This is a genomic window from Candidatus Peribacteraceae bacterium (genome assembly GCA_041661065.1).
Lineage (GTDB): Bacteria > Patescibacteriota > Gracilibacteria > Peribacterales > Peribacteraceae > CAIKAD01.
On sequence record JBAZVD010000001.1, the window covers coordinates 149,200 to 165,511 of the forward strand.

The 16,312-nt window shown below is 62.4% G+C and carries 14 protein-coding genes; 8 read left to right on the forward strand and 6 right to left on the reverse strand.

Going from position 1 to position 16,312, the window contains the following annotated elements:
- Positions 1-137 precede the first annotated feature (137 nt).
- The 3 genes from WC698_00475 to WC698_00485 all read left to right on the forward strand — a co-directional run bounded on the left by WC698_00475 (position 138) and on the right by WC698_00485 (position 2,558).
- Positions 138-608 carry a flavodoxin family protein gene (locus WC698_00475; GenBank protein MFA6038729.1) on the forward strand — a complete coding sequence of 157 codons (471 nt, stop codon included), beginning with the start codon at positions 138-140 and terminating at the stop codon, positions 606-608.
- 129 nt (positions 609-737) lie between these two features.
- Complete coding sequence (locus tag WC698_00480) at positions 738-1,982, forward strand: trypsin-like peptidase domain-containing protein (GenBank protein MFA6038730.1); 1,245 nt, start codon at positions 738-740, stop codon at positions 1,980-1,982.
- A gap of 240 nt (positions 1,983-2,222) precedes the next feature.
- Positions 2,223-2,558, forward strand: a complete 336-nt coding sequence (locus tag WC698_00485) for a hypothetical protein (GenBank protein ID MFA6038731.1) — start codon at positions 2,223-2,225, stop codon at positions 2,556-2,558.
- 313 nt (positions 2,559-2,871) lie between these two features.
- Here the strand turns inward: WC698_00485 and WC698_00490 are convergent, their stop codons facing one another.
- The 4 genes from WC698_00490 to WC698_00505 form a co-directional block, all read right to left on the reverse strand.
- The gene (locus WC698_00490) at positions 2,872-4,407 is read right to left on the reverse strand and encodes a ComEC/Rec2 family competence protein (protein ID MFA6038732.1); all 1,536 of its coding nucleotides are present in this window, start codon (positions 4,405-4,407) and stop codon (positions 2,872-2,874) included.
- Positions 4,408-4,533: 126 nt separating this feature from the next.
- Positions 4,534-5,346 (reverse strand): 16S rRNA (adenine(1518)-N(6)/adenine(1519)-N(6))-dimethyltransferase RsmA, encoded by an 813-nt coding sequence (gene rsmA / locus WC698_00495; GenBank protein ID MFA6038733.1) that lies wholly within the window; start codon positions 5,344-5,346, stop codon positions 4,534-4,536.
- Positions 5,347-5,449: 103 nt separating this feature from the next.
- Positions 5,450-7,732, reverse strand: a complete 2,283-nt coding sequence (locus tag WC698_00500; protein MFA6038734.1) for a UvrD-helicase domain-containing protein — start codon at positions 7,730-7,732, stop codon at positions 5,450-5,452.
- Positions 7,733-7,834: 102 nt separating this feature from the next.
- Complete coding sequence (locus tag WC698_00505) at positions 7,835-8,950, reverse strand: DNA recombination protein RmuC (protein MFA6038735.1); 1,116 nt, start codon at positions 8,948-8,950, stop codon at positions 7,835-7,837.
- Between the two features lie 234 nt (positions 8,951-9,184).
- Here WC698_00505 and rpsO point away from each other — a divergent pair, with 234 nt between their 5' ends.
- The 5 genes from rpsO to WC698_00530 all read left to right on the forward strand — a co-directional run bounded on the left by rpsO (position 9,185) and on the right by WC698_00530 (position 14,818).
- Positions 9,185-9,454: a 30S ribosomal protein S15 gene (gene rpsO, locus WC698_00510; protein ID MFA6038736.1), complete on the forward strand. Its 270-nt coding sequence runs from the start codon at positions 9,185-9,187 to the stop codon at positions 9,452-9,454.
- Positions 9,455-9,494: 40 nt separating this feature from the next.
- Positions 9,495-10,163 (forward strand): hypothetical protein, encoded by a 669-nt coding sequence (locus tag WC698_00515; GenBank protein ID MFA6038737.1) that lies wholly within the window; start codon positions 9,495-9,497, stop codon positions 10,161-10,163.
- Between the two features lie 238 nt (positions 10,164-10,401).
- Positions 10,402-12,651, forward strand: a complete 2,250-nt coding sequence (locus tag WC698_00520; GenBank protein ID MFA6038738.1) for a polyribonucleotide nucleotidyltransferase — start codon at positions 10,402-10,404, stop codon at positions 12,649-12,651.
- 155 nt (positions 12,652-12,806) lie between these two features.
- Positions 12,807-13,841, forward strand: coding sequence for a DUF4215 domain-containing protein (locus WC698_00525; protein MFA6038739.1), 1,035 nt, complete (start codon positions 12,807-12,809; stop codon positions 13,839-13,841).
- Positions 13,841-14,818: a DUF4215 domain-containing protein gene (locus WC698_00530; GenBank protein ID MFA6038740.1), complete on the forward strand. Its 978-nt coding sequence runs from the start codon at positions 13,841-13,843 to the stop codon at positions 14,816-14,818. Before WC698_00525 ends, WC698_00530 begins: the two co-directional genes overlap by 1 nt.
- On the opposite strand, the gene WC698_00535 is transcribed toward WC698_00530, so the two are convergent.
- Both WC698_00535 and WC698_00540 read right to left on the reverse strand, forming a co-directional pair.
- Positions 14,819-15,130 (reverse strand): zinc ribbon domain-containing protein, encoded by a 312-nt coding sequence (locus WC698_00535; protein ID MFA6038741.1) that lies wholly within the window; start codon positions 15,128-15,130, stop codon positions 14,819-14,821.
- 105 nt (positions 15,131-15,235) lie between these two features.
- Positions 15,236-15,658, reverse strand: coding sequence for a hypothetical protein (locus WC698_00540; protein ID MFA6038742.1), 423 nt, complete (start codon positions 15,656-15,658; stop codon positions 15,236-15,238).
- Between the last annotated feature and the right edge of the window lie 654 nt (positions 15,659-16,312).

The window sequence follows — 16,312 nt, forward strand, 5'->3', positions numbered from 1 at the left end:
CTGTCTTTCGTCTTCGTATCTCGTATCGCGTATTGCGTCGTACGTATCGTGCTTGCTCGGCTTGATAGAGAACGAAAGAACGGAGTTACGAAATAACGATGACATTTCTCCCAAGGAAATACATACTACGCATGCCCATGACTTCCCTCCACATCTTCTACGCTTCCACATCCGGCCACACGGAGTTCGTAGTGCGGACGCTCGAGGCGTTCCTCAAGGAGTCCGCCCCGCAGGTGGCGGTCGAAACCGGGCGCGTGGAGAAGGCCAAGCCCGAGGATCTGCGGCGCGGCGATGCCCTCCTCCTCGCTTCGGGCACCTGGAACACGGGCGGAGTGGAGGGGCAGCCCAACCCCCACATGGCGGTCTTCTTGGAAGCGGTGAAAGGCGTGGACCTCAAAGGCAAGCCCATGGCGTTCATCGCGCTCGGCGACAGCCGGTACTACTACACCGCGCGCGTCGCGGAGCACTTCCAGCGATTCCGCATGGCGAAGGAAGGCAAACAGCTCCTGCCGCCCCTCATCATCGTGGATGAGCCCTATGGGCAGGAAGAGAGGATCCGTGCGTGGGGGAAGAAGCTGGCGGAGGTGATGGAACAGAATGCAAAATGAGAAATGAAAAATGACGGATGGAAGCATTCTTAATGTGTTCTTAATATCCTGTGGAGAGAATAAGGGGAGTCATTTCGCGCAGATTCGTTGACCCTCGGAAGAACAGAACCGTACAATTCTCCCTCTCCTATGAAACCGCTCACCTCCCGCCTGCTCTTCACCATCGGCACCGTTTCCCTCGCCGCGTCCCTCCTCATTGTGAGCGTGGGGAATGCGGAATGGAGCTTCTGGAATCCCTTCGCCGGCAGCGCTTCCAGTTCCTCTTCCGTTGCGGAGGGGCAACTCCCCGCACCACCTTCGCTTCCCGGCCTTCTCCCTTCTTCCAACGAGGAACAGACCGTCAGCGTGGTGGAGAAAGCCGAGCCCGCCGTGGTGAGCGTGATCATCACGGAAGAATTGCCGGTGATCGAGCGGGAGATGCAGACCATTCCCTCGCCGTTCGGGGATTTCTTCGGCGGCACGGAGCTCCAGGTGCCCCGGTACGTGCAGCGGGGGACGCAGAAGCAGGAGGTGGGGGGCGGCACGGCGTTCTTCGTCACGGAGGATGGCCTCCTGCTCACCAATAAGCATGTGGTGGAGGATGACAAGGCGGAGTACACGGTGCTCCTCAACGACGGGCGCAAGCTGCCCGCCACGGCGGTGGCGCGGGACGCCACCAACGACATCGCGCTCCTCAAGGTGCAGGGGAGCGGCTTCACGCCGCTCACGGTGGCGCCCGACGATCAGCTCCGGCTGGGGCAGACGGCCATCGCCATCGGCAATGCACTGGGGGAATTCCGCAATACGGTGAGCGTGGGGGTGGTTTCCGGCCTGCAGCGTTCCATCACGGCGGGCGGCGCCCCGGGCGGAGCCGTGGAGCAGCTGGAAGAGATCATCCAGACGGATGCGGCCATCAACCGGGGGAACTCGGGCGGGCCGCTCCTCAACTCCCGCGGCGAGGTGATCGGCATGAGCACGGCGGTGGCGGCCAGCGCCCAGAACATCGGCTTCGCCATCCCGGCCGCCGAGCTGCGGAGGGTCGTGGCCAGTTATCTGCAGTACGGGCGCATCGTGCGGCCGTATCTGGGTGTCCGGTACGCGCCGGTGACGGAGGAAGTGAAGCGGAAGAACAACATCACGTACGACTATGGTGCGCTGGTGGTGCGCGGGGAAACCGCCGAAGATATGGCCGTTCTGCCGGGCTCTCCCGCCGACAAGGCGGGGCTCAAGGAAGGGGACATCATCTTGGAAGTGGACGGCAAGAAGCTCCTCCCTACGGTTTCGCTCCTCCGCCTCATCCAAACAAAGGCGCCGGGTGACAAGATAACCCTCAAAGTGTCGCGGGCGGGGAAGGAACTGGCGGTCACGGTGACGGTGGAAGAGTGGAAGGAGTGAGGAGTCCGACGATTCCGAAGAGTCCGAGGATTCTTATGCAGATGCTCTGAGCATGGAATAACGATGTTCGTCGGCATCGTCGGCATCCCCCTATTTGCGGAATCTTCCCTATCACCGGCATCTTTTCCGATTCCGTCGAGGTTGATATCCCCGTGCCCACGGGAGTTCCGTAAGAGCCTCCTCGTTCTTCCGTCACAAAAAACGCACAGCTCATCATTGAAGGTACTTTCTCCCATTCCCATGTCACGCATTCCCCACGACCTGCCCCGGCGCGATGGCGGGGAGGACCAGCCGGCCTCTCCTTCCTTCATCGATATCCTTGAGCGTTTGCTCCGTGCGCACGATGATTCCTCGGACGACATCCCGGACACCGCCTCGGAAACTTCCTTTGAACCGCGCATGGAGAGGTTTCCCGGTCGGCCGTTCATTCGTTTCCAGGACAAACCCATGGATGACGCTCACTCCCGGGACATCCAAAGCGAGCAAGGCCTCTTCCTGGAATACCGCACGGACGCTTGGGTGGTTTCCGGCACGTGCTTCATCTCACTCCGTAGGGAAAGTGCCGAGGGTTATTGAATAATCCCGAATCACATTTGTATCCAAGGCAACGGCAATCGGTAACGCGTGGAGTGGCGGTGCGTCTCAAAGATGCACTTCCCTTTCCTCCTGATTATGCCTGCACCACGCAACCGATCCGTTATGGAATTCCCCGCCTTCTTCCTCAGTGTCGCGGCCGCTACCATCGTGTTCACGAGCGTCATCGTGTATGCCTACGCCGCGTTCTCCTGAGGGGACATACTATTAAAGGCGGCCCCTTGCGGAGTCCGCCCATAATCCCGGCTGCAAATGTTGACGGGGGGTGGAAGATTTTCTTACAGAGCTTTCCCCCTCACCCTGCCCTCTCCCCCGGGGGAGGGGGGGGCGGATAGAGTGGCCGGTTTTTCCAAACGAGCAGGGCGACGAACACCCCGTAGAGGAGCGCCAGCGACCCCAGCCCCAGCGAGGCGGAGAGGGAGGCGGAGGGCAGCGAGGCCAGGGCATGGGTGATGCGGAGGATCAGTTCCAGCACCCCCCAGGCGCCGTATCCCACCGCCTGGCCCAGGGGGAAGGACACCGCGCTCACACACACGCTCAGGAAGCCCAGGAGCATGGCGAGGGGGAGGAGGGGGGCGACGAGGAGGTTGGCGATGGGGGAGACGAGGGAGACGCGGTGGAACAGGAAGAGGATCCAGGGGAGCGTGAAGACCTGCGCCGAGAGGGTGGCGGTCAAACTTTCCCGTATGCCGAGCACGGAAGGGAAGAAGCGCGTGAGGGGGAGGAGCAGCGTTCCCGTTTCCGCCAAGCCCACGATGGCCAGGAAGGAGAGTTGGAAGCCCGCGTCCCACCACAGGTACTGCGGCTTCCACAGCAGCATCACGAATGCCGTCCACAGGATGAGGAGGCGCACCTCCGCTTTCCTCCCCGTCTGCAGCGCCAGCAACCCCAGCGCGCCCATGATGGCCGCGCGCACCACCGAGGCGCTGGCCCCCGTGAAGAGCGTGAAGGCCAGCAGGGCGGCGAGGGAGGGGAGGAAGCGCGCCCGCAAGGGCAACCAGAAGAGCAGCCCGCCGAAGAGGGCGAGGATGATGGTCACGTTGTAGCCGGAGATGGCCAGGATGTGTGTGAGGCCCGTCACCTGGAAATCCTCCTGTACGTCATTGGGGATGCTCCTGCGGGAACCCGTGAGGAGGCCGGCCAGGAACGAGGCGTGGGGTTCCGGCTGTATCTGCCCTATCCGCTGCTCGAACTTCTCCTTGAGGGCGTACAGGGCGCCCAGGAGCGGCAAGCCTCCTCTCCCCGTCCGTTCCCCGGGGGCTGCGGCGGGCTGCTCCAGCTCCGCCGAGGTGACCAGGGCGCTGATGCCCTGCAGTTCCAGGTAACGGTCGTAGCGGAATTCGTTGATGGTCCAGGGTTTCCGCAGCGTCCCCCGCACGAGCAGGCGGTCCCCGTAGCGGTACCGCGGCCATCCCTGCGTATCCCGCACCAGGACCGTGCCCCGCGCGGCCCGCACCGTGCCGGACCCCGTGCGGATGCGCTCCACGCTCACGGCGTAGTGCGTGAGGGAAGGGCGCCGGTCCGGCTCATCGGTCACGGTTCCCGTGAGGACCACTGCGGATCGGTCCGTTATGCGGGAGACGTGTTCCGGCGGCGAGGGGAGGGTGATGCGGGCGACGGCGGCGCATGCGCAGACTATTCCCAGGAGCGAAGCGAGCGCGGGGAGGGCGAGACGGTACCGTGGGAAGAGCGAAAGCGCGGCGGCGCACAGGCCGAGGGAGAGGAGGATCCAAAGACCACCCTGCAAAGCCAGCCCCTGTTGCCATTGGAGCAGGAACACGGCGGTGAGGAAGGAGAGCAGGAACGCGTAAGCGAGGAGGGAGCGGCGCATGGGTACCAGGATGCGTCTTCGCCACCGCTGTAGCGAGGGTGAAATTTCCAGAAACTTGCAAGGGGACGCGGTATGGAAGGAGGGTGAGCCACGAAAGCCGTTCCATGCACGGGCAGAACGCCCCCTTCACATCACCTCTGCCAATCGTATCCACTCTCCAACGGTCAGGGTCTGCGGTCTCCTCTCCGGATCAATCCCTATCCCCTTCAGTTTCTCCATTCCCTCCGGCAGTTTGCCCAGGGTGTTGCGGAGCATCTTCCTCTTCTGCCCGAAGCCGGTTTTGGTGAGCGTGAAGATCTTCTCCACCACCGCCGGCTCCGCGAGGGGCCGTGCGAAGCACTCCACATGGAGGATGGCGGAATCCACCTTCGGGGGAGGCAAAAAGGCCTCCCGCCCCACGGTACCCACGTACCGGGGCGTGCCGAAGAGGCCGACGAGGATGGTCAGGATCCCGGCATTCCTCCCGTCGCAGATCGTCTCCGCCACCTCCTTCTGGATCAGGAGCGTCATCGTCGTCGGCGGCGCCTGCGATTCCAGGAAGACGTGGCGCAGCAGTGGAGAGGTGATGTGGTAGGGGATGTTGGCGACGATCTTGTACGGATCAGCGGGAAGGGGGGTATGGAGCGCATTACCCCGCGTCACCGTCACCTTGGTCAGAAGCTCCTTCCCTTCCCCCGAGAGGAAACTCTTGAGGAGCGGCAGCATCCTCTCGTCCAGTTCCACGGCGGAGACTTTGCCGGCCCGCCTGGCCAGTTCCCGGGTCAAGACCCCGATGCCCGGACCGATCTCCACGATGCGGTCTTCCTCCGTGATCCCCGCCGCTTCCACGATGAGCGCCAGCGCCGTCTCATCCACCAGGAAGTGCTGGCCCAGGTCCGTGTTCAAACGGAGGCCGTGATGGTGGAGGAAGCGCGTGACCTCGTCGCGGAGCTCGTTCATGGATGGAGCTTGTCATGGAAAGGCAGTCTGCTCAAGGTTGTGACTCGCTCGTTCATTTTCTTTTGTCACATTCCATGGGGGGGGTGGCAAGCCGGCGTTTTGCTTATCCGATGATCTGCAGCGGCGCGATGCTGAGGGCGAAGTCCTTGCGCTTGCCGTTGTCGAACTGGATGGTGACCACGTCCCCGCGCTTCGCCACGATCTTCCCCTCCCCGAAGGAAGGGTGGCGCACGCGGGTGCCCCGTTCGTACTGCGGATGGTCCTGGTTCACGTCATCCGCGAAGGAAAGGTCCTGGTTGAAGGCGGCGTCCACTTCATGCTGGCGGAACGGTTCCAAATGCTTCGCCGTTGCCCGTTGGACGCCGCTCTCCGTGGCCCACGCGAAGGCGGAGAGGAGTTCGTCGCTGCGGCGCTCCGTGACGCCGTCGGGCAGGTCATCCAGGAAGCGGCTGGGGGCGTTGGCCATGGTGGTGCCGTAGAGCATGCGGCTGCGCGTGAGGAACAGGTGCAGGTGCGTCTTGGCGCGCGTCATGCCCACGTACATCAGGCGTCGTTCCTCCTCCAGCTGCTCGCGGTCGAAGAGGCTGGATGAATGGGGGAACACTCCCTCCTCGCACCCGCCCACCATCACGTGCTCGAACTCCAGCCCCTTGCACAGGTGGAGCGTCATGAGGGTGAGGGCGTCGTCCTTGATCTCGTTCAGCTTGTCCACCTCGGAAACGAGCGACACTTCCTCCAAAAAGCTTACGAGCGACGTCTGCGGGTCCAGGGCGTCGTACTTGTTCGTCACCGAGACCAATTCCTGCACGTTGCCCCACCGCTCTTCGCCTTCTTCCGTGCCGTCCTTGAGCCACTTCTCCATGCCGATATCCCCCAGCAGCCGCAGCGTGAGCTGCGAAACCGTGAGGGTCTCCTTGAGCGTCCGGTACTTCTCTACCAGCGTCACGAAGGAGCGGATGCGGCCTTGGACGCCCTCCGGGAGCGCCCCGATCTCCTCCACCCTCTCGAGCGTCTGCCACAGGGAGAGGCGGTTCTGCGCGGCGAAGGCCTGCATGTGGCCCAGCGTGGTCTGGCCGATCTTGCGGGCGGGGACGTTGATGATGCGGAGGAGCGAGAGGGTGTCGGCCGTGTTGAGGAATACGTGCAGGTAGGCGAGCACGTCCTTCACCTCGCGCCGCGCGTAGAATTTGACGCCGCCGATGATGCGGTAGGGGACCCCGCGCCGCATGCAGGCTTCCTCGAACAGGCGGGACTGGGCGTTGGTGCGGTAGAGGATCACCTGCTCGTTGAACGGCACGCCGTCCGCCTTCATCTTCTCCGCCGCCAGCACGGCCTCCTCCGCCTCCTTCTTCTCGTCGCGCACCTCGTGGACCACTACGTGCGGCCCCTCCTTGCGCGCGCTCCACATCTCCTTCTCCGGACGGTTCGGGTTGGCCTTGATCACGGCGTTGGCCGCGCTCAGCACCACCTGCGTGGAGCGGTAGTTCTGCTCCAGCTTGATGCGCAGCGCGTCCGGGTACTCCTCCTCGAATTCCAGGATATTGCGGATGTCCGCGCCGCGGAACGCGTAGATGCTCTGGTCCGGGTCGCCGATCACGCACAGGTTGCGGTACTTCTGCGCCAGGAGGGAGATGAACAGGTACTGCGCGTGGTTCGTATCCTGGTACTCGTCCACGTGGAGGTAGCGCCACGTCTCCTGGTAGCGGTCCAGCACTTCCGGCAGCTCCGTAAAGAGGCGCACCGTCTCCAAAATCAGGTCGTCGAAGTCCAGCGCATTCGCCTTCCGGAGGGCGGATTGGTAGGCGGCGTACGCCATGATCACGCTCTGCATCCGCGGCGTGGTCGCCTGCGCCATGGCGTCCTTGGGGGAGATCGCCTCGCACTTGAACCGCCCCACGTATCCCAGCGCCGCTTTGGGCTTGAGTTCCTTCTCGTCCACGCGCATCTCTTTGAGCACCCCCTTCATCAGCTTCTCCTGGTCATCCGCGTCGTAGATCACGAAGGAACGGTCCCGCCCCAATTTCTCGATCTCCCGGCGCAGGATGCGGGCGCAGATCGAATGGAACGTGCCCATCACGGGGAGACGTCCCGCCCCGTGTATCCCCCCCTCTCCCGGCGGGAGAGGGGGCTGGGGGGTGAGGGCGGTAATCTGAAGAAGATTTGTTATTCTCTCCTTCATCTCGCCGGCTGCTTTGTTCGTGAACGTCACCGCCAGTATCTGCCACGGCGGAATGCCCTCCCGCATCATGTGCGCGATCCGGTGGGTGAGGGCTTTGGTCTTGCCGCTCCCCGCGCCCGCAAGGATCAGCGCAGGCCCCTTGATGTTCACCACGGCTTGCCGCTGCGGCTCGTTGAGGGCGTGGAGGATGGGGTCGCGGTCGGGCATGGGCGGCTATTCTATCTGCATCGTTCTTCCCTGTCCTCCTCTTTGGAGAGGAGTGATGTGGCAAATTCCTCCACGCGCAGTCTGACCGCATCCACCGTGGGTTCATTCTCCGGCCCCGAGCGCATGCTTGGCTGACACCCGTTCGAACGTCTCCTCTATGGTCCCGGAGGTGATGCCGCGGTCCACGCGCAGTTCCTCCAGTTTGGTGAGCTGCCGGTCCAGCTGGCGCTCGCGGGTGCCCGTGAGTTCCTCGTAACCTTTATGCACCAGGTCGAACCGGTCCTGCACCGTTTCCATCTGCTCCTTGAACTTCTCCCACTGCTGCTTGAAGCCGCCGAGCACCGTGAGCATCTCCTGTGATTTGTTCTCCACGGAGAAATTATCGATGGACTGCCGGATCACGGCGAGGATGGCGTACAGGCTAAGTGGGGAGCAGAGGATGGTCTTGCCTTTCATCGCCTCGTCCACGAGCGAACGGTCGATCTCGTTGATGAAGGAGAAGATCTGCTCGTTGGGGATGAAGAGAAGGACATAGTCAACGGTGTGCTCCTCGGGGTTGATGTAATCGCGGGTTTGGATTTCCTTGACGCGGTTCTTCACATCCTTGAGGAAGGCTTTCTTGTGTTTCTCCCGTTCCTCCTCCGTCTTCGCCTCCGCATACAGCTGGTAATTGTTGAAGGGGAATTTGACGTCCATGTTCAGCGTCAGGTTCTGCGGGAGCATGAAGGTGAAATCCGGCTTGGAACCCACGGAGGCGATCTTCTTCTGCTTGATGTAGTTGATCCCCTCCACCAAGCCGGCGATGCGCAACACGTCTTCCGCCATGCGCTCTCCCCACTGCCCGCGGTTGCTGTTGCTCGTGAGCGCATTGCGCAGGTTGCCGGTGGTATCCGAGAGTTCCTTGATCACTTTGGCGGCATCGCCCAGCCGCGTATCGATCTTCACGTTGCCGTCGCCGATGGAGCGCATGAGCCGCTCCACGCGGTCCAGATCATCCTTCACGGCCTTGAGGGAACCGTCGATGAGCTCCTTCTTTCCGCTCAGCTTGGTTTCGGCAAGTTGCAGGATGTGCTCCGTCTGCTTGGTTATCACCCTAGCCGATATCAGCTCCGCCACCGCTTGGGCATCCTGCGATGATTTGCGGAGGGAGAAGTAGATGGCTGCTCCGCCCGCGGCGATGCCGATGAGGAAGCCGATGATGAACGTTGCGATTTCCATAAGGGTATGCATCCTAGCCTCCGGTGCACGGATGTTCACTTTCGGGAATGGGGAAGTGTGGGGTGGTACGTCTGCTTCTTTCCGTGGTACTTTTGTTTTCCCTTGCCGAAGCCAAACGGGATTTTCTCTTGCATTTTCCGAAACCTTGAGTAAAATTGCAATCCGTTCTCGCTTCCTCAGTCGTCTCGTGGAGACGCTCGGGAGGCGCGGCGGTTTATTCCCCTGCACCCGCTTATGGCGATCAAGCGTTCCACGAAGAAGACCCTCATCACCAAGCACCGTCTGCACAATAAGGACACGGGCTCGCCCCAGGTCCAGATTGCCATTTTAACCAAGGAGATCCAGCTTCTCACCAAGCATTTGCAGGAGCATAAGAAGGACCACTCCGCGCGCCGCGGGCTTCTGGGCAAGGTCGCCCAGCGCCGAAAACTGCTCCTCTACCTCCGCATGAACAAGCCGGACCAGTACCAGGAAGCGCTGGAGAAGCACGGGTTGAAGAAGTGATCCAATTGCGGTCCTTTCCCGGAAGGGTAGTCTTTTGCCCATGTCCATCATTGAGGCATCACCGACGATTGGGGAAACGGAAGCACTGGTGCGCAGGTACAAGGAGCCGCTCACCGACCAATTTAGGGAGATGGCCAGGGTTGTAGGACAGGCGCGTGTGGAGGTTCCCAGGGGCTTGTTTGGCCACGAGTCGCAGCCTCTGCGCGTAGGTATTCCTCACGGCAATATCATGTCCGCCATCGGATATACCAGGGCGGCGCTGCTCAGGACGCACTCGCGATTCGAAATGGTGACGGGAAGCGACCGCATTCTCCATACCCTCGAAGAGGAGTTCCGGTTGATGCTCCAGAGGTTGCTGCAGGAGGGAGGGAATGCGCGCATCATCGTCGTAGGGGAACCGGGGAAATTCCGTCAGCTCGCTCAAGAATGTCCTCAAGCCCTGCGGGTTGAACAGGGAGCGAGTGACAAGCCCGTGGCGCATTTCTTCACCTCGGACGAAGGCGTGTGCCGGGTAGAACAGCCCCATCCGCCGTTGGAGGATGCCATGGATGCCGCGGGTCTCCCGGCCGTGTATTATCCGAATACCTCCGGCAGGACGCAGGGAGAGAGGGGAGTGTTCAACCTTTACTGGGAGCGTTTGACAGGGGAAAAACAGGAGCAATCCCGCCGCCGCTGGTGGTTGTTTGGCGGGATGAAAAATCAGGCTTGAAGCGGCAGGAGCCCTTCCCTTTCCCATCCGCCCGCTGTACACTTTCCTTGCGTTCTTTCCCTCATCTCCGTCTCCCGTTTTTCCCCTTCTCCAAGGGGATTGGGTTTACGTCCGATCCTTCGTCAGGCTCCCGCATGCAGCCACGAAAGCTCAGGTGTGAATCCAAATTGAAGCGGGGACCCTGCTGACGGAAGGCGTCCTTCCCCCTTGGGGAAGATCCAGCCCTTCCCCCCTTTCTATGTCCGACCAGAACTTCCTCTCGCCCCAGCGCGAGTTCTCCCTTGAGCTCGGGGACAAACAGCTCACCGTGCGCATGGGCGCCCTCGCCAACCAGGCGAACGCTTCCGTGCTGTGCCAAATGGGCGATACCATCGCGCTCGGCAACTGCACCGTGTCCGCCACCGAGCGGGCCGGAGTGGATTTCCTGCCGCTCCAGGTGGTGTACCAGGAGAAGTACTACGCGGGCGGGGTCATCGCCGGGAGCCGCTTCCGCAAGCGCGAAGGCCGCCCCTCCGACGACTACGTGCTCCTGGCGCGCCAAATCGACCGCGGTCTGCGCCCCATGTTCCCCAAGCACTTCCACCGCGACATCCAGGTGTTCTGCACGGTGCTGAGCTACGACTTTGAGAACGAGCACGACGTGGCCTCGGCCAACGCGGCCAACCTCGCCGTCGCCCTCTCCGATTGCCCCTCCGACGGCCCCCTGGGTTCCGTCCGCATCGGCTTGATCGGCGGGGAACTGGTGCTCAACCCCTCCCGCGAGGCGCGGACAAAATCGGATTTGGACATGTTCCTCACGGCGTCCCTGGAGCGTGTGGTGATGATCGAGGCGGGGGCCAACCAGGTGCCGGAGGCGGACGTGCTGCGCGCCATCGAGTTCGGCAAGAAGTGGGCGCAGAAGATCGCCAAGTTCTTCGCGGACGTCCAGAAGGAGATCGGCAAGAAGAAGTTCGAGGCCGCGCCGCCCTTCACCCATGAGGAAGCCTACAGCTTCCTCAAGGAATGGGCCCTCCCCGTCGTCACCGACGCCATCAAGAAGCCCATGGCCAAGAACGCGCGCCGCGCGGTGTTTACGGACCTCATGGTCAAATCTGAAGAGAAGCTCAAGGGGAAGTACCCCGCCCCCGCCGGCCAGATCGTGCCGGAGGAGCTGCAGAAGCTCTACGCCAACGGCAAGGTCTTCGTGGACAAGATCGTCAAAGCGGAGATGCGCCGCCTCGTCCTGGAGGAAGGGGTGCGCATGAGCGGACGGAAGGTGGAGGAGATCCGCCCCCTGGCCGCCACGGTGGACGTCCTCCCGCGCCGCGTGCACGGGTCCGTGCTCTTCGAGCGCGGCGAGACGCAGTGCCTCACCACCTGCACGCTGGGCGCGCCCGGCGACAAGCAGATCGTGGAGGGCATGGAAGGCGAGCACAAGCTGCGGTACTTCCATCACTACAACTTCCCGCCGTTCTCCGTGGGCGAAACGAGCAACAGGCTCTTCGTGGGCAACCGCGAGATCGGGCACGGCAACCTGGCGCAGCGGGCGCTCCTGCCCCTCCTCCCCAAGGAAGAGGACTTCCCTTACACCATCCGCACCGTCACGGAGATCCTCTCCAGCAACGGTTCTTCCTCCATGGCCGCCACGTGCGGTTCCACGCTGGCCCTCATGGCGGCGGGCGTCCCCATCGCCGCCCCCGTTTCGGCCATCGCCCTGGGGCTCATCTCCGACGAAGCCAAGAACAAGTACGTGATCCTCACGGACCTGCAGGATGAAGAGGATTTCGGCGGGGACATGGATTTCAAGGTCACGGGCACGGAGCGCGGCGTCACCGCCATCCAGATGGACATCAAGATCAAGGGTTTGCCGGACGCCGTGTTCGCGGAGGCGCTGGAGCGCGCCAAGAAAGGCCGCGCGCAGGTGTTGGAGGTGATGCTCAAGGCGCTGCCTGAGCCGCGCAAGGAGCTCTCGCCGTTCGCGCCCCGCATCGAGACCATCCAGATCGATCCCGAAGACATCCGCCTGGTCATCGGCAAGGGCGGGGAGACCATCCAGAAGATCACGGGCGAGCTGGGCGTGGAGATCGACATCGAGGACAGCGGCCTCATCTTCATCACCTCCGTCAACGGCGAGGCCATGCAGAAGGCCAAGGCCTGGATCGCCGGCATCGTGGAGAAGCCGGAGGTGGGGAAGGTGTACAAGGGCAAGGTGATACGCATCATCGCGGGCGTGGGAGCCATCGTGGAGTTCCTGCCCGGCAAGGACGGCATGATCCACATCAGCGAACTCCAGTGGAAGCGCACCGAGCAGGTGGAGGATGTGCTCAAGATGGGGCAGGAACTGGAGGCCAAAGTCATCGAGTACGACCCCATGGACGGCAAGACGCGCCTCTCCCTTCGCCAGATGACGGAGCCGCCGGCCGGTATGCCGCCGCCCCGCCCCTTCAGCGGGCCTCCCCGCGGGGGACGTCCCGGAGGCGGATTCGGGGGAAGGGGACCGAGGAGATGACAACAGGACCAAGAACCAAGGATTCATGATCAATGACCAAAGCTGCAACGAAGCACTTTGGTCATTGGTACTTGGTTATTGGTCGTTCTTTCACGGTTATCTAAGCCATAAAGTACCAGTTAACAAAACTACAAAAGAGTTGTATAATACTAGTTATGATCCACTTCACTCCCCGCACGTATACCTTATCTTTGGCGTTCGCGGCTTCCGCGCTCGCCCTCTTCACCGTGGTTACCGCGGGGGGAGCGGAGTACGTAGGGGCGCTGGGACGCCATCGGTCCGCCCCTCCGGCCGCGTGCGGCGACAACATGGTGGTGGCGCCCGAGGAGTGCGAGGACGGCAACGTGCGCGACGGCGACGGCTGCTCCCGCCTGTGCATGCGGGAGTACTGCGGGGACGGCAAGATCAGCCGCTACGAGCAGTGCGATGACCGGAATTCCCGGGACGGCGACGGCTGCTCCGCTTCCTGCAGGAGGGAATTCTGCGGGGATGCCATCACCCAGAAGAACGAGGAATGCGACGACGGCAACATCGGGAGCGGGGACGGCTGCACCAGCCGCTGCGTCACCGAAGCGTGCGGCAACGGCCGCGAAGACGGCGGCGAGCAGTGCGACGACGGCAACCTGCTGGACGGCGACGGGTGTTCCACGTTCTGCATCCTGGAAACGGTGGTCTGCGGCAACGGCGTCGTTGACTTCCACGAGCAGTGCGACGACGGCAACCCCCACAGCAACGACGGCTGCTCCGCCACCTGCCGCACGGAATGGTGCGGGGACGGGATCCGGCAGTGGAGCGAACAGTGCGACGACGGGGACAAGGTCAACAATGACTTCTGCGGGAACGACTGCCGCACACCCGTGTGCGGCGACGGTATGGTGGGGGGAGGGGAGGAGTGCGACGACGGCAACGGCGTTTCGGGGGACGGCTGTTCCATGAGCTGCACCACCGAGAACGTGTGCGGCAACGGGCGGTTGGACCGCAGCGAGGACTGCGATGACGGGAACAGGGTGGACGGCGACGGCTGCACGTCCGGCTGCCGTTCGGAATTGTGCGGCAACGGCAAGGTGGAGGCGCCGGAAATGTGCGATGACGGGAACAACGTGGACAACGACGGCTGCACTGCGCGTTGCCTCCGTGAGGCGCGCTGCAAACCCGGGGAACGCTGCAAGAATTCCTCTGTTGCACGCTGATGTTCCCTCCGCTCTCCCGCATTGCCGGCGCGCCACATCGTCTCCTCCTCCTCGCGGCGGCGGTCCTCGCCCTGTCATCCCTCTCCCTCCTCACGCGGAGTACCGCATTGCTCTTGGGATACGACAGCATCAATCCCGTCCCCCTGGGGACTCGGTGCGGGGATAACGTGCTGACGTACAGGATGGAAGAGTGCGATGACGGCAACATCAGGAACGGGGATGGGTGTTCATCCCGCTGCCGGCTGGAAGGCTGCGGGGATGGGCGCAGGCAGAGCGCGGAGCAGTGCGACGACGGGAACCGCGTGGACGGTGACGGTTGCAGCAGGACGTGCCAAGTGGAGCGGTGCGGGAACGGCAAGAAGGAGGGCAAGGAGCAGTGCGATGATGGGAATACGTTATCGGGGGACAGGTGCTCGGGAAGCTGCATCATCGAGCGGTGCGGGAACAGGATTGTGGATGCCCGCGAAGGGTGTGACGACGGCAACGCGGCGGATGGCGACGGATGCAGCCGTGCATGCCGCATCGAACGGGCAGCGCTCTGCGGGGATGCCTGGGTGCAGTATGGGGAGAGCTGCGATGACGGGAACACCGAGAACAATGACGGGTGCAACTCCGAGTGCTATGAGGAGTTCTGCGGGGATGGAGTGGAGCAGACGAGCGAGGGGTGCGACGACAAGAACCAGAACGACAACGACCGTTGTGGCAACGATTGCCTTCTCCCCGTCTGCGGTGATCACGAGCAGGAAGGCATGGAGCAGTGCGACGACGGGAACAGCGTGGCCGATGACGGTTGCTCGCCCCAGTGCCGCAAGGAGAACCTGTGCGGCAATAACCGCCTCGACCCCGGGGAGCAATGCGATGACGGGGCCCGCGTCAGCCGGGACGGCTGTTCCGCCTTCTGCATGACAGAAATCTTCTGTCCCTCCACGCAGCAGTACGGGCCCTGCCCGCCTCCCTCGAGGGTTAATAATCGGTGATCAGGACGCCACGGCGGGGCAGGCGGCGCCATCCCCGCCGCACGCCGGTTCCGTTTTCTTGGGCGCCGGCTCCGTCTTCCCCTTTTCCTTCGTCCCATTGGGGGTGGAAGCGGGGGCATTGGTTGGAGGGCGGGGGCGGCTGTCTGTCTTATAGAACCCCTTCCCCTTGAATTGGATGGCGGGCGGCGTGAGCATCTTCTCCGTCTTCTTGCTCTTACAGACGGGGCAGGCGGGCTTCGCTTTGCTGCCGAACGGCCGTTCGAACTCGAACGTGGCGGAACAATCCCGGCACCGGAAATCGAAGGTGGGCATGAAAGTTCATGAGCATTATAGAATAATTGGGTGTTTTTGGGGAGGAATCCGAGGAATCCGAAGAAACCAAGGAATCATAGGAATCCGACCCATCTGGAACAGCCATCATGCGGCGGCGGATGATGATCCTTTTCCGTGCCGCACCCCGATGAGAAAATCCGTGCTGTCCGGGATCACATCACCAATGGTATTGAAGAGCTTTACCGCAGCGGAGCCGATGTGTCCCTTCCCGATGTTCTTGAGGCCTTCCCGCACATCTTCCCGTACACGCGCGAAATCCCCTTCGAGGGGCGGTACGGGATCCGTACGCCCTTCCACTTTGCGGACGCCATCTTCGACGAGCGATTGGATCGTGTTCTGGAAGAAGTGCATGCCCAACCCCACTGCATGCGTGACGGTTTCCACCCCGTCGAGCTTCTTTCCCTCCGGAAAGTAGTCCTTGCGTACATCCCACAGGCGCTCTGTGCTCGATTTGTAGAAGAGGAGATGCCGTTCCTGCATGCCGACGGTGGAAGAGATGGTGTGCATAGGGGAGTCAGCAGTATACGATGGATCCGGAGAAGGGGGGAGCAAGAAGACGAGTAAAAAATCTCTTGCATAGGTAGGTTCCCTTCTGTAGTCTTCCGCAGCTTTCGCGCCGAAAGGCGCAAGGAAAGTCCCCGTTCTTTCATCCATTGAAATGACCGCCCGAAACGGCGGTCGTTTTTTTATACCTCACCCCCAACCCCTCTCCAGTTTCGCAGAGCGAAACTGGAGAGGGGCGTACGGCTTCACAGGAAGGTCTCCGAAGACGAAGAGTGTGCCCCCTCTCCCTGCGGGCATGGCGTACATCGAACACTCACTCTTGCCCCGTCGAAGCGCGATGCTTCCTGGTGCGGAGGGAGAGGGGGGTAGAGGGTGAGGGGGAAACCCAATCGAGGAACAATTTCCCATAGCAAGAGGGGGGATCCGAGTGATCCCCCCTGGGTTTATCGCGGTGAGCGATGCTCACCGCCGTGCTCCACTGGGTGGAGCAACCTTTGCATCCGTCTTGTCGTGTTTCATCGGGCCTTCTCAATCTTCTTCTTCTCGCTTCGGCTTTTGCGAGGGCTCCCGCGAGAAGTCCACCAGAGACATTTGCGCATGGAAGTGTCCTCCATGTGCGCGGCCTCGTAAGACGGAACCGACGGACCGCAGTCCGCC